The 21,688-nt window shown below is 67.4% G+C and carries 18 protein-coding genes and 1 tRNA gene; 2 read left to right on the top strand and 17 right to left on the bottom strand.

All coding sequences use genetic code 11. The features are described 5' to 3' along the window. Window positions 1-21 precede the first annotated feature (21 nt). Entirely contained in the window at window positions 22-333 is a 312-nt protein-coding gene (locus ITJ49_RS10350; RefSeq protein ID WP_194604808.1) for a PTS lactose transporter subunit IIB, read from the bottom strand. 134 nt (window positions 334-467) lie between these two features. Next, window positions 468-3,155 (bottom strand): DNA polymerase I, encoded by a 2,688-nt coding sequence (gene polA, locus ITJ49_RS10345; RefSeq protein ID WP_194604805.1) that lies wholly within the window; start codon window positions 3,153-3,155, stop codon window positions 468-470. A gap of 158 nt (window positions 3,156-3,313) precedes the next feature. On the opposite strand from polA, the gene ITJ49_RS10340 reads away from it, so the two are divergent. Further along, window positions 3,314-3,667: a hotdog fold thioesterase gene (locus tag ITJ49_RS10340; RefSeq protein WP_084816109.1), complete on the top strand. Its 354-nt coding sequence runs from the start codon at window positions 3,314-3,316 to the stop codon at window positions 3,665-3,667. 186 nt (window positions 3,668-3,853) lie between these two features. Here ITJ49_RS10340 and ITJ49_RS10335 read toward each other — a convergent pair whose 3' ends face one another. Continuing rightward, complete coding sequence (locus ITJ49_RS10335) at window positions 3,854-4,459, bottom strand: ANTAR domain-containing response regulator (RefSeq protein WP_055961824.1); 606 nt, start codon at window positions 4,457-4,459, stop codon at window positions 3,854-3,856. 85 nt (window positions 4,460-4,544) lie between these two features. Then, window positions 4,545-4,626: transfer RNA gene (locus tag ITJ49_RS10330), tRNA-Leu, on the bottom strand. A 323-nt stretch (window positions 4,627-4,949) separates the two neighbouring features. On the opposite strand from ITJ49_RS10330, the gene ITJ49_RS10325 reads away from it, so the two are divergent. Beyond that, window positions 4,950-5,153 (top strand): cold-shock protein, encoded by a 204-nt coding sequence (locus ITJ49_RS10325; RefSeq protein WP_055957839.1) that lies wholly within the window; start codon window positions 4,950-4,952, stop codon window positions 5,151-5,153. A 107-nt stretch (window positions 5,154-5,260) separates the two neighbouring features. Here the strand turns inward: ITJ49_RS10325 and ITJ49_RS10320 are convergent, their stop codons facing one another. The 13 genes from ITJ49_RS10320 to hisF all read right to left on the bottom strand — a co-directional run bounded on the left by ITJ49_RS10320 (window position 5,261) and on the right by hisF (window position 21,676). After that, the gene (locus ITJ49_RS10320) at window positions 5,261-5,884 is read right to left on the bottom strand and encodes a hypothetical protein (protein ID WP_194604802.1); all 624 of its coding nucleotides are present in this window, start codon (window positions 5,882-5,884) and stop codon (window positions 5,261-5,263) included. A gap of 130 nt (window positions 5,885-6,014) precedes the next feature. Beyond that, window positions 6,015-7,460: a pyruvate kinase gene (gene pyk, locus ITJ49_RS10315; RefSeq protein WP_194604799.1), complete on the bottom strand. Its 1,446-nt coding sequence runs from the start codon at window positions 7,458-7,460 to the stop codon at window positions 6,015-6,017. 132 nt (window positions 7,461-7,592) lie between these two features. Further along, a complete protein-coding gene (locus ITJ49_RS10310) occupies window positions 7,593-9,050 on the bottom strand; it encodes a glutamate synthase subunit beta (RefSeq protein ID WP_194604796.1) in 1,458 nt (485 codons plus the stop codon). Continuing rightward, window positions 9,043-13,614 (bottom strand): glutamate synthase large subunit, encoded by a 4,572-nt coding sequence (gltB, locus tag ITJ49_RS10305; protein WP_194604793.1) that lies wholly within the window; start codon window positions 13,612-13,614, stop codon window positions 9,043-9,045. Before gltB ends, ITJ49_RS10310 begins: the two co-directional genes overlap by 8 nt. A gap of 380 nt (window positions 13,615-13,994) precedes the next feature. Continuing rightward, entirely contained in the window at window positions 13,995-15,011 is a 1,017-nt protein-coding gene (gene lgt, locus ITJ49_RS10300) for a prolipoprotein diacylglyceryl transferase (protein WP_370544454.1), read from the bottom strand. Window positions 15,012-15,110: 99 nt separating this feature from the next. Continuing rightward, window positions 15,111-15,911: a tryptophan synthase subunit alpha gene (trpA, locus tag ITJ49_RS17610; protein ID WP_370544453.1), complete on the bottom strand. Its 801-nt coding sequence runs from the start codon at window positions 15,909-15,911 to the stop codon at window positions 15,111-15,113. Then, window positions 15,908-17,137 carry a tryptophan synthase subunit beta gene (gene trpB, locus ITJ49_RS17605; protein WP_228514302.1) on the bottom strand — a complete coding sequence of 410 codons (1,230 nt, stop codon included), beginning with the start codon at window positions 17,135-17,137 and terminating at the stop codon, window positions 15,908-15,910. The genes trpA and trpB overlap by 4 nt, the downstream gene beginning before the upstream one ends. Beyond that, a complete protein-coding gene (gene trpC, locus ITJ49_RS10290) occupies window positions 17,137-17,910 on the bottom strand; it encodes an indole-3-glycerol phosphate synthase TrpC (RefSeq protein ID WP_194604790.1) in 774 nt (257 codons plus the stop codon). Before trpC ends, trpB begins: the two co-directional genes overlap by 1 nt. Further along, window positions 17,911-18,177, bottom strand: a complete 267-nt coding sequence (locus ITJ49_RS10285; protein WP_055961830.1) for a DUF6704 family protein — start codon at window positions 18,175-18,177, stop codon at window positions 17,911-17,913. A 61-nt stretch (window positions 18,178-18,238) separates the two neighbouring features. Beyond that, window positions 18,239-18,871, bottom strand: a complete 633-nt coding sequence (locus ITJ49_RS10280) for a Trp biosynthesis-associated membrane protein (RefSeq protein ID WP_194604787.1) — start codon at window positions 18,869-18,871, stop codon at window positions 18,239-18,241. 41 nt (window positions 18,872-18,912) lie between these two features. Beyond that, on the bottom strand, window positions 18,913-20,454 hold the full coding sequence (locus ITJ49_RS10275; protein ID WP_194604784.1) for an anthranilate synthase component I: 1,542 nt from the start codon (window positions 20,452-20,454) through the stop codon (window positions 18,913-18,915). After that, the gene (gene hisI / locus ITJ49_RS10270; protein WP_194604781.1) at window positions 20,447-20,839 is read right to left on the bottom strand and encodes a phosphoribosyl-AMP cyclohydrolase; all 393 of its coding nucleotides are present in this window, start codon (window positions 20,837-20,839) and stop codon (window positions 20,447-20,449) included. The genes ITJ49_RS10275 and hisI overlap by 8 nt, the downstream gene beginning before the upstream one ends. A gap of 45 nt (window positions 20,840-20,884) precedes the next feature. Next, the gene (hisF, locus tag ITJ49_RS10265; protein WP_370544452.1) at window positions 20,885-21,676 is read right to left on the bottom strand and encodes an imidazole glycerol phosphate synthase subunit HisF; all 792 of its coding nucleotides are present in this window, start codon (window positions 21,674-21,676) and stop codon (window positions 20,885-20,887) included. Window positions 21,677-21,688 lie beyond the last annotated feature (12 nt).

Here is a 21,688-nt window from a genome sequence, read left to right as displayed (position 1 = left end):
AGAGCCTCCCCCATCGGCTCTCTACAGCTCGATCGACGAGCCCGACTGAATGGCCTCGACCAGGCGGGTGACGGCCGGATCGCCCATGAACAGTTGGAACGGGACGACGGGAGTGCCCTCGGGAGCAGCCTGTCGGGCACGTAGGGCGAGGTTGTTCTGCGTGACGACGACGTCGGCGTCAGCGGGGATTTCGTGAACGGCAGAGTGCGAGACCTCGACCCCGCTCTTCTTCAGCTGCTTCTTGAGCGTGGTCGCGAGCATGATGCTGGAGCCCATGCCGGCGTCGCAAGCAACCACCAATTTCTTGACGTGTGCTCCATCGAGGGTGGCCACGGTAGCTCCTAGGTCGGCGGCGGGGATTATCCAATGATGCTCCGCGCGAGGGTGTGTTGCCCACGAGGCGGGAGGCACGATGCTCGAGAAGCACGTGAGCGCCGCCCGAGCCCGAGCGCTCGGGCAGCGGTCAGTCAGTGCGCCGCGGCATCCCAGCTCTCGCCGAGGCCGACCGAGACGTCGAGGGGAACACGGAGCTCGGCCGCCGAGCCCATCCGGCGCCGAACGACGTCTTCGACTATCTCGGCCTCGCCCTCGGCGACCTCGACGATGAGTTCGTCGTGCACCTGCAGCAGCACCCGCGACTGCAGCTCGCGCTGGTCGATCTCAGAGCGGACGCCGAGCATGGCGCGCTTCATGATGTCGGCGGCGGAGCCCTGGATCGGCGCGTTCAAAGCGGCGCGCTCGGCGTTCTCACGGAGCACGCGGTTTGACGACTTCAGGTCGGCGAACGGGCGCCGACGCCCGAAGATCGTCTCGGTGTAGCCGTCGTCGCGGGCCTGCTCGACGACGTTGCGGAGGTACTCGCGCACCGCCCCAAATCGCGAGAAGTAGTCGGTCATCAACTGCTTCGCCTCTGCGGTCTCGATACGCAGCTGCTTCGACAGCCCGAAGGCGCTCAGCCCATAGGCGAGGCCGTACGACATGGCCTTGACCTTGGTGCGCATCGCGGGGCTGACCTCGGAGGGCTCGACGCCGAAGATGCGGGCCCCGACGAACCGGTGCAGGTCTTCACCCTCGGTGAACGCGGTGATGAGGCCTTCGTCGCCCGAGAGATGCGCCATGATGCGCATCTCGATCTGCGAGTAGTCGGCCGTCAGGAGCGTCTGATAGTCGGGACCATGCTGGAACGTGGCCCGGATCTCGTGGCCGACCGCGGTCTTGACCGGGATGTTCTGCAGGTTCGGGTCGATCGACGAGATACGGCCGGTGGTCGTGCCCGTCTGGTCGTAGGTCGTGTGGATGCGGCCGTTGTCGTCGATCGCCTTGTCGAGGGTGTCGATGATCTGGCGCAGCTTCGTGGCGTCGCGATGCTTGAGCAGGAGACCCAGGAAGGGATGGGGGTGCTTCTCTTGCAGGTCGGCGAGGGAGGCGGCATCGGTCGAGTAGCCGGTCTTCATGGAGCGGGTCTTCGGCATGTCGAGCTGCTCGAACAGCACCTCTTGCAGCTGCTTGGGCGAGCCGAGGTTGACCTCACGGCCGATTACCTCGAATGCCTCGGCCGCGAGCGTCGCCGCCGTGTCGGCGAGGCGTGCAGAGAGGGCTCGGAGAGCGGGGCGGTCGGTCGCCACGCCCGTGAGCTCCATATCGCCGAGCACCGGAACGAGCGGAAGCTCGAGGTCGCGCAACACGCCCCGGGAGCCCTCGTCGAGCAGCTCGTCGAGCTCGGCTGAGACACGGAGGGCGAACCACGCCTCGGCAGCGGCACCGCCGGCGTCGTCGGCGGGTACGAGTTGGTCGGGGTCGGCGACCGGCATGCGTTCGGCCAGGTGCTCGTAGACAAGGTCGGCCAGTGCGAACGAAGTACGCCCCGGTCGCAGGAGCCACGCGGCGATGCGCGGGTCGCCGACGAGGCCGGTCAGGGTGAGACCGACTCGCTTGAGCGCCTTGTACGCGCGCTTGGCGTCGTGCACGACCTTGGGTGAGTCGGCGTCGAGCCACGCCTCGAGAGCCACGTAGTCACCTCGGCCCGCCGCCCAGGGGATGTAGACCGAATCGTCGCTGGCCGCGATGCCGAGGCCGGTGACTGTGCCGTCGCTGCCGTACTCGACCGACACGCCGACCGGCGGTTTGTCGGCGGCGGCGTGGGTGCGCAGCCAGTGCGCCAGCTCTTCGTCGACGAGTGTGCGAACGACCGGGACGACGGGGCCGGAGGGTGCCTCAGGCTCGGCGGAGACGCCTGCGGCGGGAGCCGAGGATCCGGCGGCACCGCCCTCGGCCAACGCGACCACGCGCTCGAGCAGCGTGCGGAATTGCAGTCGATCGAACACCTCGCGCACGGCGGGCACGTCGATCGGGCGTCGCTCGAGATCATCGGGGCCGACCGGCAGATCGACGTCGGTGACGAGACGATTGAGTTTGCGGTTGCGGACAGCGCGGTCGTACTGCTCGCGGAACTTGTCGCCGACGACGCCCTTGATCTCGTCGCGGTGCGCCACGACCTCGTCGAGAGAGCCGAACTGGTTGATCCACTTCACGGCCGTCTTCTCGCCGACCTTGTCGACGCCGATCAGGTTGTCACTCGTCTCACCGACGAGGGCCGCGACCTCGGGATACTGGTGGGGCTCGATGCCGTAGCGCTCGAACACCTTGTCGCGGTCGTAGCGCGTGAGGTCGGTGACGCCACGGGCCGAGGGGTAGAGCAGTGTGACGTCGTCGTTGACCATCTGGATGGCGTCGCGGTCACCCGAGACCACGAACACCTTGTAGCCGCCGGACGACCCCCGGGCGGCGAGGGTGGCGAGGATGTCGTCGGCCTCGAAGTCTTCTTTGGTGATCGTGGTGATGCCCATCGCGTGCAGCGCCTCTTCGAGCAGAGGGATCTGACCGACGAACTCGACCGGAGTCTCGTTGCGGGTGCCTTTGTACTCGGGGTATTCACGCGTGCGAAACGAATACCGGGAGATGTCGAAGGCGACCGCCAAGTGAGTCGGCTTCTCGTTCTTCAGCAGGTTGAGCAGCATCGAGATGAAGCCGTGGATGGCGTTCGTGTGCTGGCCGTCGCGATTGACGAAACTGTCGATGGGCAGGGCGTAGAAGGCCCTGAAGGCCAGGGAATGACCGTCGATTACGAGAAGGGTAGGCTTTTCTGAGCTCGGCACCCCGTCAGCCTAGCCGCCCCCTCCGACACTCGTCTTGGCCTCGGATCCTGGGCTCTTTTCCGTCTCGCCGCCCTGGAGAAATCGTGACCGACCAGCCGTTCAGCCCCGCCGCCCTCGCCTTCCTCGACGGCCGCGGCGCCGGCGAGCTCGCCGAGAAGATGGGCATCGAGATCGTTGCGCTGAGCGCTGAGCACGCGGTCGCCACCATGCCGGTCGACGGTAATCGGCAGCCGGTCGGCATCTTGCACGGCGGGGCTCACGTCGTGCTCGCCGAGTCGCTCGGGTCGATGGCCGCGAGCGTCCACGCCGGGCCGGGCCGCATCGCCATGGGCATCGAGCTCAACGCCTCGCACAGCCGAGCCGCCTCGTCGGGCGTCGTCACGGGCACGTGCACCGCGATCCACCTGGGCCGCACGCTGACGACGCACGAGATCGTCATGACCGACGAGGAGGGGCGGCGCCTCTCGACGGTGCGGATCACCAACATCCTTCGAGATGCGCGTACCTCTTAGGCGGCTGTTGGCTGGAGCCTTGGCCGCGCCCCCGTTGCAAATTTGAAGGAGAAACGTCGGTGAGCTGACGAATTCATAGGGATCTGCGGGCTCGAGGGCGACAATCTCCTTCAAATTCGACTGAGAGGGGCGGGCACGCAGAAGCGGCCGGCTCCCAGAGGGAACCGGCCGCCGCGGTGAGTACAGCTACTTCTTGACGCTGAGCTGCTCGATGATGGCCTGGGCCACATCGTGCATGGTGAGACGGCGATCCATCGACGCCTTCTGGATCCATCGGAAGGCCTCGGGCTCGGTGAGACCCATCTTCTCGTTCAGCAGACCCTTGGCGCGATCGACGAGCTTGCGCGTCTCGAAGCGCTCGACCAGGTCGGCGACCTCGGCCTCGAGGGTGATGATCTGCGTGTAGCGCGAGAGAGCGATCTCGATCGCGGGCAGGAGGTCGTTGGGGGTGAACGGCTTGACGACGTAGGCGAGGGCGCCCGCCTCGCTGGCGCGCTCGACGAGCTCCTTCTGGCTGAAGGCGGTGAGGAGAACCACGGGAGCGATGTGATTCTTCGACAGAGTCTCGGCCGCGGAGATGCCGTCGAGCTTGGGCATCTTGACGTCCATGATCACCAGGTCGGGACGAAGTTCGGTGGCCAAGGCGACCGCAGTCTCGCCGTCGCCCGCCTCGCCGACGACCTCGAAGCCGTTGTCGCGAAGGATCTCGACGATGTCGAGACGGATGAGTGACTCGTCTTCGGCGACGACTACTCGGCGGGGAGCTGCTGGTGTTGCTTCTAGGTCACTCACGATTGGAATCCTACCGGTCTGTTCTGAGGAGGGGGCTCGCATCGTCGCGATCCGGACCGGAGCCTCTGTGGAGACGCGGCCAGGGTGCGAATGGCGGGACTCGAACCCGCAAGCCGTGAGGCAGAGCATTTTGAGTGCCCCGTGTATGCCAATTCCACCACATTCGCGCAGTCGTCGATCCTAGCGGACAGGTCGCCGTCGCTGGTGTTCGCGGCCTGGCCCCGAGACCGGACGGGCCAAAAGAATCACTTTCTTCGCGACTTTGTGGCTGGAATCCCCCCGCGGGTCATCGTCCTGGGCTACGGTTGTCAGTACTGGTTGTTGTGTTACGCATTTGTACTTCGCGATGGGGCACGCGGCATCGGTTCGTCTTTCAGGCGAAACGGTCGCCCGAGTCTCATCGTTCTTAGAGGGAGCGGACCAAAAAAGCACCGCGACGAGAGATCCCACAGGTAAGGGATCGAACACCTCTGATTGAAGGAATAGAAAAATGGCAACAGGCACCGTGAAGTGGTTCAACTCCGAAAAGGGCTTCGGCTTCATCACCCCCGACGACGGATCCACTGACGTGTTCGCGCACTTCTCTGCGATCTCCGGCGACGGCTACCGCAACCTCGAAGAGAACCAGAAGGTCGAATTCGAGACCGCTCAGGGCAACAAGGGCCTCCAGGCCGAGAACATCCGCGTTCTCTAAGACCCCCGCACTTCGAAAGACCCCGTCTGCTTCGGCAGGTGGGGTCTTTTCGCGTGCGCCAGCTTGGTACGCGAGCGCCAGCCTGTTCGAGTGACGCGGAGACGCGTTCAGCGAGGAGTGGCCAACCCAAGCAACTCGGCAACCGGCTCGAAATCGTGTCGCGCCGTGATGTACGCCAACTCGGCCAGCGCACCCGCTTCGGCCGCGGTCGACGTCGTCGCCCCAGTCGACGACGGTGTCGAGACCCGAGGATCCGGCACGAACGGCGCATCATCCCGCGCAGCGAGGGCGGCTCGATACCGCTTGGTCACGACGCTCCACAGCACGAGCTCGTCGGCCGTGGCATCGTCGGGTGCCCCGCGAGCGACGTCTCCCGGGATCTCGACGGCGGGAAGCCGGGCCACTTCGGGCTCGGGCTCCCGTCCGAGACAGGCCTCGCGGATCCCGTAGGCGCTGGCGAAACCGACCAGGCCGCCGAGAACGAACATCATCATCAGCGCAACAGGGTCGGCCAGATTGGACGACCTGATTGCCGAGGCATCGATCAGGATGCCACCGGCCACTCCCCCGACCACGACGCTCCAGTGGATGCGAGGGCGGCGGTGGTGCGGTGAACCCGCACGGGCCCAGCTGGCCTGAGTCTCGGCCACGTCGTGCCCGGTATCGGAGGGGACGGCGTAGAGCCGTGCGCCGGCCATGAAGCATCCGGGATGCGAGCCGTTGATCGCCATGGTGACGATCCTAGGATGGGGTGAGCGGTGGGATCCTCGATTCTCAGGAGGAACACGGCCCCCGAACAAGACGGATCGACAGAGAAGGCCGGCACCTCCGAAGAGGTGCCGGCCTTCCGGGTCGAGACGACTAGTCGCGCGCGTACGCCGGTGCGGCGCCTGCGTGCGCGTCGCCCACCCGGTGGACGCGGAGGTCGTTCGTCGACCCCGAGATTCCGGGAGGGGAACCGGAGATGACGATGACCTTGTCGCCGGTGTCGGCGAGAGTGTTGCCCAGGAGGACGTCGTCGACCTGGCCGAACATCGCGTCGGTGTGCGTGACCGGGTCGACGAGGTACGACTGGACGCCCCAGCTCATCGCCATGCGACGGCGGATCGCCTCGTCGGTCGTGAAGGCGACGATCGGAATCGCGTGACGCAGACGTGCCATGCGGCGAACGGTGTCGCCACCCTCGGTGAAGACGCACACGTAGCTGGCCTGCACGAATTCGGCGACCTCGGCCGCAGCCAGCGTGATAGCACCACCGAGGGTGCGCGGCTTGGTGCCGAGCGCGGGAATGCGCTCGAGGCCGTGCTCTTCGGTCGAGGCGACGATGCGAGCCATCGTCTGCACCGTGATGACCGGGAACTCGCCCACGCTGGTCTCACCCGACAGCATGACTGCGTCGGCTCCGTCGAGAACGGCGTTCGCGACGTCGGAGGTCTCGGCGCGGGTCGGGATGGGCGAGGAGATCATGGACTCGAGCATCTGAGTCGCGACGATGACCGGCTTCGCCATGCGGCGGGACAGCTCGACTGCATGCTTCTGCACGATCGGGACCGCCTCGAGCGGGAGTTCGACGCCGAGGTCACCACGGGCGACCATGATGCCGTCGAACGCGTCGATGATGGCCTCGAGGTTGTCGACGGCCTGGGGCTTCTCGATCTTGGCGTAGACGGGAACTTTGCGGCCCTCCTCCGCCATGATCTCGGCAACTCGATCGATGTCGTCGGCATTTCGCACGAACGACAGGGCGATGAAGTCGGCGCCGAGCTTGAGGCCCCAGCGCAGGTCGGCCTCGTCTTTGTCGGAGAGGGCGGGAACGTTGACCGCGACTCCGGGCAGGTTGATGCCCTTGTTGTTCGAGACCGTACCGGCGACGACGACCTCGGTCGTGACGACGGTGCCGTCGGTGTCGAGCACCCGGAGCTTCACCCGGCCGTCGTCGACGAGGAGCGGGTCGCCCGCGGAGACGTCTTGAGGGAGGCCTTTGAAGGTCGTTCCGCAGATCTCTTTGGTGCCGAGGATGTCTTCGGTCGTGATCTTGAAGATGTCACCGACGGCCAGCTCGTGCGGCCCATCGGAGAACTTGCCCAGGCGGATCTTCGGACCCTGGAGGTCGACCAGGACGGCGACGGCGCGGCCCGAATCGGCGGCCGCCTGGCGGACGTTGTCGTAGACACCCTGATGGACGTCGTATGTGCCGTGGCTCAGGTTCATTCGCGCGACGTCGACTCCGGCATCGATGATGGCCCGGATGTCTTCATAGCTCGAAGTCGCCGGCCCGAGGGTGGCGACGATCTTTGCACGTCTCATTTGTTCCTTCGTTGGAGGTGGCTGCGTCGGTGGAACTGATGCACGCAGGTGACGGTCGAGGCCGTATCGCCAGTTTATTCCCGCAAAGCGGCTGGAATCGAACCGGCGGATGGCTGGAGGGCGAGCAATCGGTTAGAGAGACAGAGCCCGGTCGGTCGGCTTGACCGGCGAGGGCAGAGAAGTCGCACCCTCGAGGTACTTGTCGACGGCGGCCGCTGTGGCGCGGCCCTCGGCGATAGCCCACACGATGAGCGACTGACCGCGTCCGGCGTCACCCGTGACGAACACGCCCGGCTGGCTGGTCTCGTACGACACGTCGCGCTCGATCATTCCGCGGTCGGTGAAGGGTATCTCCAGCTGGCCCTCGAGAGCCTCGCGCTCCGGACCGGTAAAACCGAGTGCGAGCAGGACCAGGTCGGCCGGGATCTCGCGCTCGGTGCCGGACTTCGGCACGCGGCGCCCGTCGACGAACTCTGTCTCGGCCACGCGGATGGCCCGAACCTCGCCGACGTCGTTCGAGAGGAACTCGACCGTGGAAGCGAGGTACTCCCGCTCGCCACCCTCTTCGTGAGCACTCGCGACCTCGAAGAGCGTCGGCTGCATCGGCCAGGGCTGGCTGTCGGGGCGCTCCGACGGAGGCTGCTGGCCGATAGCGAGGTTGGTGACGCTGAGCGCGCCCTGGCGGTGCGCGGTGCCGATGCAGTCGGCACCGGTGTCGCCGCCGCCGAGCACGACGACGTGCTTGCCCTCGGCCGAGATCTGGTCGCCGAGCGAATCGCCGGCACCGATCCTGTTCTGGGCCACGAGGTACTCCATGGCGAAGTGGACGCCCGGCAGGTCGCGGCCCGGGATCGGCAGGTCTCGGGGAACGGTCGCCCCTGTCGCCACGATCACGGCGTCGTAGCGAGCGCGGAGGTCATCCCAGGCGATGTCACGACCGATCTCGACGCCCGCGCGGAAACGGGTGCCCTCTGCTCGCATCTGAGCGAGACGGAGCTCGATCTGCTTCTTCTCCATCTTGAAGTCGGGGATGCCATAGCGGAGGAGGCCGCCGATGCGGTCGTCGCGCTCGTAGACGGCGACGGTGTGGCCTGCGCGGGTGAGCTGCTGAGCCGCAGCCAGGCCGGCAGGGCCAGAGCCGACGACGGCGACGGTCTTGCCGGTGAGACGCTCGGGCGGGTGGGGGGTGACCCAGCCGTTCGAGAAGGCCTGATCGATGATCGAGACCTCGACCTGCTTGATCGTGACCGGCGGCTGGTTGATACCCAGCACGCAGGACGATTCGCAGGGCGCGGGGCAGAGCCGACCCGTCCACTCCGGGAAGTTGTTCGTCGCGTGCAGACGCTCGATGGCCTGGCGGCCCTCACCGCGCCACATGAGATCGTTCCATTCCGGGATCAGATTGCCGAGGGGGCAGCCCTGGTGGCAGAACGGCACGCCACAGTCCATGCAGCGACCCGCCTGGCGGCGCAGTTCACCGCTCTCCTGCTGCTCGTAGACCTCTTTCCAGTCCATGAGCCGGACAGAGACGGGACGACGCGGGGGAAGCTCGCGCTTCTGGACCTTCAGAAAACCTTTGGGGTCAGCCACCGGTCACCTCCATGATTCGATTCCAGACCTCGTCACCGTCGAGGTCGAGGCCCTCGGCAGCAGCGGTCTTACGGGTTTCCATGACAGCGGCGTAGTCGCGAGGCAGCACCTTCACGAACTCCTCCGCGGACTTCTCGATGTCGACGAGCAGCTTCTCGGCCACCGGCGATCCGGTCTCGGCGAGGTGCTGACGGAGGAGATCCTCGAGGATCTCGATGTCGGCACTGCCGAGCGGCTGGAGCAGCAGCTCACCGGCCGTCAGCGAGTCGTCGTTGACGTTCTCGCGGCGGAGACCGCGCACGTAGGCGGTACCGCCCGACATGCCGGCGCCGAGGTTGCGGCCGGTCTCCCCGAGGATGACGGCGAGACCGCCCGTCATGTATTCGAGCGCGTGGTCGCCCACGCCCTCCACGACGGCGCTGGCGCCCGAGTTGCGGACCAGGAAGCGCTCCCCCACGATGCCGCGGATGAACATGCTGCCCTGGGTCGCGCCGTAGCCGATGACGTTGCCGGCGATGACGTTGTCTTCGGCCGCGAAGCTCGCCTCCTCGGGCGGACGCACGATGACCGTGCCGCCGGAGAGGCCCTTGCCGACGTAGTCGTTGCTGTCGCCGACGAGTCGCAACGTGATGCCCGCCGGAAGGAAGGCACCGAGCGACTGCCCGGCGGATCCTCGGAGGGTGATGTCGATGCTGCCCGCGGGGAGGCCGTGCTCGCCGTGCTGAACGGTCACTTCGTGGCCGAGCATCGTTCCAACGGCACGCTCCGTGTTACGGATCGGGAGGTCGAGCGCGATCGAGCCGCCGGTGGCGATGACATCGGCGGACGCGGCGATGAGCTGGTTGTCGAAGTGCTTCTCGAGCTCGTGATCCTGCTGGACGAAGTTGCGGCGCGGCTCGTCGCCGGCGAACACCGGGCCGACGAGCACGGGAGAGAGGTCGAGCCCCGACGCCTTCCAGTGGTCGACAGCGCGGTCGACGCCGAGCAACTCGTGATGGCCGATCGCCTCGTCGAGCGAGCGGAAGCCGAGCTCGGAGAGGTACTCGCGCACCTCCTGTGCGAGGAACTCGAAGAAGTTGACGACGTGCTCGGCCTTGCCGGTGAACCGGGCGCGGAGCTCGGGGTTCTGCGTGGCGACACCGACGGGGCAGGTGTCGAGGTGACAGACCCGCATCAGGATGCAGCCCGACACGACGAGGGGTGCGGTCGCGAAACCGAACTCCTCACCACCGAGCAGGGCGGCGACGATCACGTCGCGACCCGTCTTCATCTGACCGTCGACCTGAACGACGACCCGGTCGCGCATGCCGTTCATCATGAGCGTCTGCTGCGTCTCGGCCAGGCCGATCTCCCACGGGGTTCCCGCGTGCTTGAGCGAGTTGAGCGGGCTGGCACCGGTGCCACCGTCGTGGCCGGAGACCAGGACGACGTCGGCGAGAGCCTTGGTCACACCCGCGGCGACGGCGCCGATACCCGACTGCGACACGAGCTTCACGTGCACCCGAGCGGTCGGGTTGGCGCGCTTGACGTCGAAGATCAGCTGCTTGAGGTCTTCGATCGAGTAGATGTCGTGGTGCGGCGGCGGCGAGATGAGTCCGACGCCGGGCGTCGCGTGACGAGTGCGGGCAACCCAGGGGTACACCTTCGACGGTGGCAGCTGACCGCCCTCGCCGGGCTTGGCGCCCTGAGCCATCTTGAGCTGGATGTCGGTCGCGTGTGTCAGGTACATGCTCGTCACACCGAATCGCCCGGAGGCGACCTGTTTGACGGCGCTGCGACGCTCCGGGTCGAGGAGCCGGTCGACGTCTTCGCCGCCCTCGCCGGTGTTCGACTTGCCGCCGAGGCGGTTCATCGCGATCGCCAGCGTCTCGTGGGCTTCTTTCGAGATGGAGCCGTAGCTCATCGCACCGGTGGAGAAGCGCTTGACGATCGACTCCACCGACTCGACCTCGTCGAGGGGAACAGTCGGGCGGGCGTGTGTGCGGAGAGTGAAGAGACCGCGGAGCGTCATCAGCTGCTCGGCCTGGTCGTCGACCATCTTCGTGTACTCGCGGAAGATGTCGTAGCGCCTCGTGCGAGTCGCGTGCTGCAGGCGGAACACCGTCTCGGGGTTGAAGAGGTGCGGCGGACCCTCGCGGCGCCACTGGTACTCGCCGCCGGTCTGGAGGCGCTCGTGAGCGGGGCTCGCACCGTCGGCCGGGTAGGCGCTGAGGTGACGCTCGGCGTTCTCGGCCGCGATCACGTCGACGCCGACACCGCCGAGGCGGGTCGAGGTGCCGGTGAAGTAGGTGTCGATGAACTCCTGGCTGAGGCCCACGGCCTCGAACGCCTGGGCGGCCGCGTACGACGACACGGTCGAGATGCCCATCTTCGACATGATCTTGAGCACGCCCTTGCCGAGCGCCTTGATCACGTTCTTCACGGCCTGCTCCGGCGACATGCCGGTGATCATGCCGCTGCGGACCAGGTTCTCGCAGGTCTCCATCGCCAGGTACGGGTTGATCGCCGACGCACCGTAGCCGATGAGGGTCGCCACGTGGTGGACCTCGCGCACGTCGCCGGCCTCGACGATCAGGCCGACCTTCATGCGGTTCTCAGTGCGGATGAGGTGGTGGTGGACCGCCGCGAGCATGAGCAACGACGGGATCGGCGCGAACTCCGCGGTGGAGTCGCGGTCGGACAGCACGATGAACTCCGAGCCCTCGGCGATCGCCTCGTCGACCTCGGCGCAGAGGGCCGCGATGCGGTCCTCCATCGCGCGGGGACCCTGGTCGACGCGGTACAGACCACGGAGCGTGGCGGTGAGACGCGAGCCGGGTGCCGGGTCGATGTGCTGGATCTTGGCGAGCTCGTCGTTGTCGATCACCGGGAAGTCGAGGATCACCTGGCGGGCGTGCTCGGGTGTGGCGTCGAGCAGGTTGCGCTCCGGGCCGAGCCCGAGCTTCAGCGACGTCACGACGGATTCGCGGATCGAGTCGAGCGGCGGGTTCGTCACCTGGGCGAACTGCTGGGTGAAGTAGTCGAACAGGAGGCGTGGACGATCGCTGAGTACCGCGATGGGGGTGTCGCTGCCCATCGCACCCAACGGCTCTGCACCGGCCTTGGCCATCGGGGTCAGCAGGATCCTGACCTCTTCTTCGGTGTAGCCGAACGTGCGCTGGCGGCGCGTAACCGACGCCGGTGTGTGCACGATGTGCTCGCGCTCGGGGAGGTCTTTGAGGTGGATGCGACCCATCTCGAGCCACTCGCCGTACTCCTCGGACGACGCGAGCTGCTGCTTGATCTCGTCGTCTTCGATGATGCGGCCTGCCTCGGTGTCGACCAGGAACATCTTGCCGGGGCGCAGACGACCCTTGCGGACGATCTTCGACTGGTCGATGTCGGGCAGCACGCCGATCTCGCTGGCGAGCACCACGAGTCCGTCGTCGGTGACGAGGTAGCGACCCGGGCGGAGGCCGTTGCGGTCGAGGGTGGCACCGGCAAGCGAACCGTCGGTGAAGGTGATCGCCGCTGGGCCGTCCCATGCTTCCATGAGCATCGAGTGATACTCGTAGAAGTCGCGGAGCACCGGGTCGATGCCGACCTGGTTCTCCCATGCCTCGGGAACCATCATCATGATCGCGTGCGGCAGCGAGCGACCGGTCAGGCTGAGGAGCTCGACGACCTCGTCGAACGAGGCCGAGTCGCTGTTGCCGGGCGTGACGATGGGCAGCAGCGGGGTCACGTCGCCGATCAGTTCGGACTCGAGCTGCGACTGCCGGGCCCGCATCCAGTTGCGGTTGCCGCGGACCGTGTTGATCTCGCCGTTGTGCGCGATCATGCGGAACGGCTGCGCAAGGGGCCACGACGGGAACGTGTTCGTCGAGTAGCGCGAATGCACGATCGCGAGCTTCGAGGCAACCCGCTCGTCGGAGAGGTCGGGGTAGAACGGCTCCAGCTGGAGGGTCGTGACCATGCCCTTGTAAACCATGGTGCGGCTCGAGAGCGACGTGAAGTAGGCGCCGAGCTCGCGTTCGGCGCGCTTGCGCATGCGGAAGGCCAGGCGGTCGAGGGCGACGCCTTCGACGTGGTCGGAGCCGTGCGCGGCCGCGACGAACAGCTGCTCGAACGCCGGCATGGCGTTGCGGGCCAGGGTGCCGAGCTCGCCCGAGCGCACGGGGACGTCGCGCCAGCCGACGACCCGGAGGCTCTCTTCGACGACGATCTTCTCGATCGCCGCCTGAAGGGTCTTCCGCTCGTCGAAGTCGGTGGGGAGGAAGGCGATGCCGACCGCGTAGTGACCCGCCTCGGGCAGGTCGAACTCAACCACCTCACGGAAGAAGGCGTCGGGAACCTGCATCAGGATCCCGGCACCGTCGCCCGTGCCGGCGTCCGAACCGACCGCCCCCCGGTGCTCGAGGTTGCGCAGGGCCCCGAGCGCGGCATCGATGATGTCGTGGCCCGGGGTGCCGCGGAGCGTGGCGACCATGGCCAGGCCGCAGGCGTCTTTCTCCTGGGCAGGGTCGTAGAGACCCTGGGCGGCGGGAATGGTGCTGAAGGTCTGGTGCGCTGGCGTGAGAGCCATGTCGATCCGTCCTCACGATGTGGGACTAGTCGTGACTGACTAGTAGAGGAAAACTTACGCAGGGCGGGGCGTCGCTGGCCCGATTCGCTGGCACTCGGCAGAAAACCGAGTGGGTGTGGCAGGCGCCGGGGGCTCGGGGTCGTGGCCTTCGGGGCGTCTCGTCGCGGTGGGTCTAAAGAGACCCACGTGGACGTCTCGGCGATCTGTGTGCGGATCGGAGAGGTGGAGCGGTTGCTGGTGCCGCTGCTGTGATGCGGCTGCCAGTGATGCAGGGTGGTGCTGGTGCGGTGCTGCAGGGTTGCTTGGTGCAGGCATCCTGTCGTGCAGAGTGCTTGCGGTGCAGGGTGCTTTGGATCTGGGTGCGGCCGGCAGGAGCCTGGTCAGGCTTTGACGGTATCGCTGTCGCTGGTGGCGGCGGTCGCGTCGGCGTCGTCGGCGTCGGTCTCGTCTACGGAGTCTAGCTCAGCGCCGTCGCCCTCAGCGGTGTCGGCGTTAGTGCGGGTGTCGGCGTCGTTCGGCCCGCGGCCGGGGACGTAGGCGCTCGGCACCATTCCGGTGTGGTTTCGGCTCTGCCACGCAAAGATGATGATGCCGAGGATGACGGCAGCCACGGCGGCCCAGACGTTGGTGCGGATACCGAAGAAGAGCTGGCTGTAGTCGGTGCGAATCGACTCGAACCAGGCCCGGCCGACGCCGTACCAGATGAAGTAGAGGGCGAGTGTCTTGCCCCACTCGAGCTTCACGTTGCGGTTGATCAGCAGGATCACGGCGAGGCCGAAGAGGTTCCAGATGATCTCGTACGCGAACGTCGGGTGGAACAGCGTGCCGGCGGGCAGGCCCACGGGGTACGCGGCGTTGGTCGTCTCGATCTCGAGGCCCCAGGGCAGCGTGGTCGGAGTGCCGAACAGCTCGTGGTTGAAGTAGTTGCCGAGGCGGCCGAACGCCTGCGCGAGCATCAGGCCGGGCACGAGTGCGTCGGCGAAGACGGTGAAGCGGAGGCCGGTCTGGCGGCATCCGAGCCAGGCGCCGAGAGCACCGAAGATCAGCGCGCCGAAGATGGCGAGCCCGCCCTCCCAGATCGCGAAAACGTGCCAGAGCGGCTGGCCGTTGAAGTAGTCGTCGGGGTGCGTGACCACGTGGAAGACGCGCCCGCCGACGATGCCGAACGGCACGCACCAGATGGCGAGGTCGATGATGATCCAGCGCTCGGCACCGCGACGGTTCAACCGGTAGTTGGTGACGAGGACCGCCGCGACGATGCCGAGCAGAATGCAGATGGCGTACGCGTGGATCCGGAGGCTAAAGGGAATCGACGCACCGAACGTGTCGTTGATCCACCCCGTGAGGTCGAAGTACTGCCACGAGGCAGACGGGCTCGGAATGCTCAGGGGCAGCAACGTTCAGGTGCCTTTCGTGGGGAAACAGGGGCCGGACCGAAGGATCCGTCACGGCCGAAACCGGGGTGTTCGTGCGGTGTCGTGCGACGAACCCCGCCGCTACGAGACTCTACTGCCCGAAGCGAGGTCGCTCGACACGGCCGCGAGTCGCTCGAGGCCACCCTCGGCGAGGGCACGGACGAAAGCGGAGCCGATGATCGCGCCATCCGCGTAGGCGAGAACTTCGCGCACCTGCTGGGCGGTGGAGATGCCGAGGCCCACGCAGGCATTGTCGACCCCGACGGCCCGGAGGCGTGCGACCAGAGTGGCCGCGGCCGAGTCGACGTCGGAGCGGGCGCCCGTGATGCCCATCGTCGAGACGGTGTAGACGAAGCCCCGGCTCGCCTCGACGGCCTGCTTCAGGCGTGTCTCGGAGGACGAGGGGGCGGCGAGAAAGACACGATCGAGGTCGGCGGCGGTGGCCGCAGCCATCCACTCGGAGCCTTCGTCGGGAATGAGGTCGGGGGTGATGAGCCCGGCTCCCCCGGCGGCGGACAGCTCGTCGGCGAACCTCTGAGCGCCGAACTGCGCTACGGGGTTCCAGTACGTCATGACCAGAACGGGCGTCTTCACCTGCGACACGATCTCGCGGACGGCGGGGAACGTGTCGCGAACGCGATACCCCTCAGCGAGAGCACGCTGGGTGGCCGCCTGGATGACCGGGCCGTCCATCACCGGGTCGGAGTAGGGCAGACCGAGCTCGAGCACGTCGACCCCGTTGTTCGCCAGGGTGACAGCGGCGTCGATGCTCGTCTGAATGTCGGGGAACCCGAGGGGCAGATAGCCGATGACGGCACCCGACCCGGCGTTTTTCCGGGCGTGGATCGCCGCGCCGACCTTGCTGGTGGTGGAGTCGATCACAGTTGCACCGCCCCGTCGTCGACGATCTCGCCCTCGAGCAGACCGAAGTAGCGGCTCGCGGACGCCACGTCTTTGTCGCCTCGCCCACTCAGCGACACCAGGATCGTCGCATCGGGCCCGTGCTTGAGCCCGAGTTTGATCGCTCCGGCCAGCGCGTGAGCCGACTCGATCGCCGGGATGATGCCCTCGGTGCGGGTGAGCAGGCGGAAGGCCTCCATCGCCTCGGCATCGGTGATCGGCTCGTAGTGCACGCGACCGATCTTGGCGAGCCAGGCGTGCTCGGGGCCGACCGCCGGGTAGTCGAGCCCGGCCGAGATCGAGTGGCTCTCGACGGTCTGGCCGTCGTCGTCTTGCATGAGGTACGACTTCGCGCCCTGGAGCACGCCGGTCTTGCCGAGCGTGATCGAGGCGGCGTGGCGCCCACTCTCGATGCCGTCGCCGCCCGCCTCGAAGCCGTAGAGCTCGACGGAAGGGTCGTCGAGGAACGCGTTGAAGATGCCGATGGCGTTGGAACCGCCGCCGATGCACGCGGTGATGTAGTCGGGGAGCTTGCCGGTGAGTGCCAGCACCTGCTCGCGGGCTTCTTCGCCGATGATTTTGTGGAAGTCGCGGACCATCGTCGGGAAGGGGTGCGGGCCGGCGACCGTGCCGAGCACGTAGTGGGTCGTCTCGACGCTGGCGACCCAGTCGCGGAGGGCGTCGTTGATCGCGTCTTTGAGCGTGCGCGAGCCGGTGGCCACCGACACGACTTCGGCGCCCAGGAGGCGCATGCGGGCGACGTTGAGCGCCTGGCGCTCGGTGTCGACCTGGCCCATGTAGACCACGCATTCCATGCCGAAGAGAGCCGCGGCGGTGGCCGTCGCCACCCCGTGCTGGCCGGCGCCGGTCTCGGCAATGAGGCGGGTCTTGCCGAGGCGTTTCGCGAGGAGCGCCTGCCCGAGCACGTTGTTGATCTTGTGCGAGCCGGTGTGGTTTAGGTCTTCGCGCTTCAGGATGACCCGTGCGCCGCCGGCGTGCTCCGCGAAGCGGGGCACATCCGTGATGATCGACGGACGACCCGTGTAGGTCTTGTGCAGCTCGGCGAGCTCGGCCTGGAAGGACGGATCGACGGCGGCCGCCTTGTAGGCCTCGTCGAGCTCATCGAGGGCTGCGACGAGAGATTCGGGCACATAGCGCCCACCGAACTCGCCGAAATACGGGCCAACTACATCGTGCAGGGTGGTCATCAGACCTCCAGGAAAGTGGTGAGGGCGTCGACAGGGTCGCCGTGGACTACGAGAGCCTCGCCGACCAGGACGACGTCCGCCCCCGAACGGCGGTAGTGAGCCACGTCGGCCGGCGACTTGACGGCGGACTCGGCGACCCGCACGACACCCGAGGGGATGCTGCCGGCAAGCGAGCCGAAGAGGTCTTGGTCGAGCTCGAACGTGGTCAGGTCGCGAGCATTGACGCCCAGGACGGTGGCCCCGGCATCGAGACCGCGAACGACCTCGTCGGCGGAGTGCGTCTCGATGAGGGCCGTCATGCCCAGCTCGAGAGTGAGCTGGTGCAGTTCGACGAGCTTCTGCTGCGGCAGGCCCGCGACGATGAGGAGCACGAGATCGGCCCCGGCGGCACGTGCCTCGAACACCTGGTACGGCTCGGCGATAAAGTCTTTGCGGAGCACCGGCACCGAGACGGCCGCGCGGACAGCGACCAGGTCGGCCAGGGTGCCTTTGAACTTGCGCCCCTCGGTGAGGACGCTGATGGCGCTCGCGCCACCGGTCTCGTACGAGTGCGCGAGGGAGGCAGGATCGGCGATCTCGGAGAGGGCACCGCGAGAGGGACTCGCGCGCTTCACCTCGGCGATGATCTTCACCCGGTCGGCTGGCTGGAGCGCATCACGGGCGTCGAGGGCAGGAGTCTTTGCGAGCGCAGCGCGTTCTACATCAGCGAGGGAGACGAGAGAACGGCGCGCTTCGGCGTCGGCGAGAGCGCCGGCGTAGAGGTCGTCGAGCACTTACTGGTGAGCCTTCGGAACGTAGCGGGCGCCGCCGACGCCGTAGCCCATCTTTTTGAGGACGAGGCCGACGAGGGCCCCGATCACGATGAACCCGGCTGCGATCCAGACCACGATCGGCACATCGGCGCAGAAGGCGATGGTGCCGACGGCGAATGCAACGAGCATGATGACGACGGCCGTCCAGGCCGCCGGCGAGTTGCCGTGCCCGTCAGAGTCGCTGTCGTGGCTCGCCTCGGCGGCCTTGCCGGCCGACGCCTTCGTCACATGGTTCGTGCTCTCGATACTCACGGTGCTCCTTGGAATGCTGGGGGTACGAGACCCGAGTCTATCGGTTGTCGTTCGGGTCATCCTCGCCGCGAGCCGTCGGATCTGCTCCCGTCGAGAGAGTGTCCCAGGCCACGACCGGATCGGTGGTGCCGTTCTCGTCGACGAGGCGGACGGCCTGATAGCGACGGGTGGAGGCGGGCCAGCGCTTCGAGGTGAGGATGACCGCGACGCCGAGCGCCGCCATGGCAACGCCCGCGAGGAGTGCGACCCAGGGCCAGGCGGTCATCGAGTGGTTCTGGACGATGTCACGGACGGACGAGTCGCCGTCGACGCCGGTCAGCTTCGTGATCGCGTGGGCCGCAGCGCCGATGGGGTCGGAGACCGCGAGGATCGCGGACAGGGCGACGCACCCACCCAGGAGAATCTCGAGGACCCCCAGGATGACGCGGAACACCGGGCCCGCAATCGTGATCGCCCCGAAGAGGGCGAGCCCCGCCAATGCCAGCGCCGACAGGGCGGGCGCCGCTGCGCTGCCGTCGGCCACCACCCGCACGGTGCCGCCGCTCGGGCTCGTGACGGTCGAGTTCACCCAGGTCTGCGTGTACGTGAGCAGGGTGAGACCGGCCAGAGCCAGTCCGGCGAGGATCGACGGGAGCTTGGTCGAGCGGGTCCGCTGCGGAGTGATTGTCATGACGCTGCCTGTCTGGCGTCGGCCTGGTCGACCGGCACGGATCAGTGAAGGGGCGTCATGGCGTTGGCCACGGCGACCGCTCTTAGGGGTGCGGCGGCCTTGTTGCGGGCCTCCTGGTTCTCGGACGCGGGATCGGAGTCGGCCACGAGGCCGGCGCCGGCCTGGACGCGGGCGATGCCGGGCTGCAGAAGAACGGTTCGGATGGCGATCGCGACGTCGGCGGATCCTGCGAAATCGAAGTAGCCGACCACGCCGCCGTAGACACCGCGCTGGGCTGGCTCCAAGGCGTCGATGATCTCAAGGGCTCGGGGCTTGGGCGCCCCGGAGAGAGTGCCGGCCGGAAAGGTCGCGCGGAAGGCGTCGATGGCGTTGCGGCCCGGGGCGAGGTCGCCCTCGACGCTCGAGACCAGGTGCATGATGTGGCTGAAGCGCTCGACGTGCATGAACTCGGTGACCTCGACGCTGCCCGGCACGCAGACCTTGAGAAGGTCGTTCCGGGCGAGATCGACGAGCATCAGGTGCTCGGCGCGCTCCTTGTCGTCGCTCTCGAGCGCGGTCGCGAACGCGAGGTCTTCTTCGGGGGTCGCGCCGCGTGGCTTCGAGCCCGCGATCGGGTGGGAGTAGGCGCGCGAGCCCTGGACCTTGACCAGGGCCTCGGGGCTGGAACCCACGATCTGATACGGAACGCCGGCGCTGTCTTCGAGACTGACCAGGTACATGTACGGGCTCGGGTTGAGGGTTCGCAACACCCGGTACACATCGATGGCCGGCGCCGTCAGCTCGTGGTCGAAGCGCTGCGAGATCACGACCTGGAACACGTCGCCGTCGTGGATGAACTGCTTCGAGCGAGCGATGGCCTCGGCGTACTCGGCATTGGTCGACCGGCGCACCGGCGACGGCTCGAGAGACATATCGACCTGGGCAAGGTGCGCGGGGCTCGGCCCGGCGAGCTTCGTCTGGAGGGCATCGAGCTGCTTCTGCGCCGTCGTCCACAGGGTCTCGCCGTCGTCGGTGCCGTCGTTGAGGGCGGTGGCGATGAGCAGCGCCGTGCCCGTGCGGTGATCGAGCACAATGAGCTCGGAGACGAAGCTGAGCGCCTGAGCCGGCACGTCGAACTCGGCGGGTGGAGCATCGGGCAAGTTCTCGAGCTGCCGCACGGCCTCCCAGCCGATGAATCCGACGAGACCACCGGTGAGCGGCGGGTGGGCGGGGATCACGGGGGTCTTCCAGCGGTCGTGGAGGCGAGACAGGACGTCGAGCGGAGCGCCCGATGCGTCACCCAGCGCCCGTTCGCGTGACACGCCGTAGTCGATCCACTCGGTCTGGATCGAGGATCCTTCTCGCGTCGTGACTCCGCTCGTGGTGAGAACGCCGAACGACGAGACGCCGATGAACGAATATCGCGACCAGATGCCGCCCTGTTCGGCGGACTCGAGCAGGAACGTACCGGGACGGCCGTCGGCCAGCTTGCGGTAGATGCCGACCGGGGTCTCTTCGGCGGCGAAGAGACTGCGAACGACCGGGATGACCCGGTGTCCGTCGAGGAGCGCGTCGAATTCGGCGCGGGTGGTGCTGTCAGACATGCGGAGAGCCGATCGAGGAGGAGCCGGTCGCGGGAACGAGGGGGTCGACGTCGAAGCAGGCGTGCTCGCCGGTGTGGCAGGCGGCGCCGATCTGCTCAACGGTGACGAGCAGGGTGTCGCCGTCGCAATCGAGAGCGGCGCTACGCACGAACTGGGCGTGACCCGAGGTGTCGCCCTTGCGCCAGTACTCCTGGCGCGAGCGCGACCAGAACGTGACCCGGCCCTCGGTCAGGGTGCGACGGAGCGCCTCGGCGTCCATCCAGCCCATCATCAAGACGTCGCGGGTGCTCTCTTCTTGGATGATCGCCGGCAGCAGCCCCTTCGCATCGAAGGCGGCCCGCTCGACGACGGGCTCGACGGTCTCGCGGGTGAGCTGCTCGGTCATGGTGATCCTTCGATTGGTGAGGCGCACGGTGCCCCGGCCGCCCGGTCAGCGGACGATGGCACCGGATTCTGCGAGGGCCGACTTGACGTCGCCGATCGTCAGCTCTCCATTGTGGAACACACTGGCCGCGAGCACCGCATCGGCGCCGGCCTGAATCGCCGGGGCAAAGTGGTCGAGCCGCCCGGCGCCACCCGACGCGATGACCGGCACGGCGGCGTTCTCGCGCATCAGGGTGATGAGCTCGAGGTCGAAGCCGCGCTTCGTGCCATCGGCGTCGATCGAGTTGACCAGCAGCTCTCCGGCCCCCCGCTCGACGGCCTCGCGGGCCCAGGCGACCGCGTCGAGGGTGGTCTCGCGGCGACCGCCGTGGGTGGTCACGACGAAGCCGGACGGCGTCGCGGGCGATCGCTTGACGTCGAGCGAGAGGACGAGTGCCTGAGCGCCGAACCGGTCGGCGATCTCGCCCAGGAGCTCCGGGCGGGCGATCGCGGCGCTGTTGACGCCCACCTTGTCGGCACCGGCGCCCTGGAGGCGCGCGACGTCGTCGGTGGAGCGCACTCCCCCGCCCACGGTGAGCGGGATGAAGATCTGCTCGGCGGTCTGGCGGACCATGTCGTAGGTGGTGCCCCGACCCTCGACCGACGCGGTCACATCGAGGAAGGTGATCTCGTCGGCACCCTGCTCGTAGTAGGTGCGCGCCAGCTCCACCGGATCGCCCGCGTCGCGCAGGTCGAGGAAGTTGACGCCCTTCACGACACGGCCTTCGGCCACGTCGAGGCAGGGAATCACCCGGATGGCGAGGGTCGAGTCACCCGAGGCATGCGTTCGGTGAGTCACGGTCGCTCGCCC

The organism is Frondihabitans sp. VKM Ac-2883 (assembly GCF_015350875.1).
Lineage (GTDB): Bacteria > Actinomycetota > Actinomycetes > Actinomycetales > Microbacteriaceae > Frondihabitans.
Note: the sequence above shows the minus strand (reverse complement) of the source record. Positions and strands in the feature narration are given on the sequence as shown.

Bases quoted from the DNA above. Each gene is read 5' to 3' on its own strand.
- ITJ49_RS10340 (WP_084816109.1), top strand. From the start codon at position 3,314: ATGGGCATCGAGATCGTTGCGCTGAGCGCTGAGCACGCGGTCGCCACC.
- ITJ49_RS10325 (WP_055957839.1), top strand. From the start codon at position 4,950: ATGGCAACAGGCACCGTGAAGTGGTTCAACTCCGAAAAGGGCTTCGGC.
- ITJ49_RS10320 (WP_194604802.1), bottom strand. From the start codon at position 5,884: ATGGCGATCAACGGCTCGCATCCCGGATGCTTCATGGCCGGCGCACGG.
- pyk (WP_194604799.1), bottom strand. From the start codon at position 7,460: ATGAGACGTGCAAAGATCGTCGCCACCCTCGGGCCGGCGACTTCGAGC.
- gltB (WP_194604793.1), bottom strand. From the start codon at position 13,614: ATGGCTCTCACGCCAGCGCACCAGACCTTCAGCACCATTCCCGCCGCC.
- trpB (WP_228514302.1), bottom strand. From the start codon at position 17,137: ATGACCACCCTGCACGATGTAGTTGGCCCGTATTTCGGCGAGTTCGGT.
- ITJ49_RS10280 (WP_194604787.1), bottom strand. From the start codon at position 18,871: ATGACAATCACTCCGCAGCGGACCCGCTCGACCAAGCTCCCGTCGATC.
- ITJ49_RS10275 (WP_194604784.1), bottom strand. From the start codon at position 20,454: ATGTCTGACAGCACCACCCGCGCCGAATTCGACGCGCTCCTCGACGGA.
- hisI (WP_194604781.1), bottom strand. From the start codon at position 20,839: ATGACCGAGCAGCTCACCCGCGAGACCGTCGAGCCCGTCGTCGAGCGG.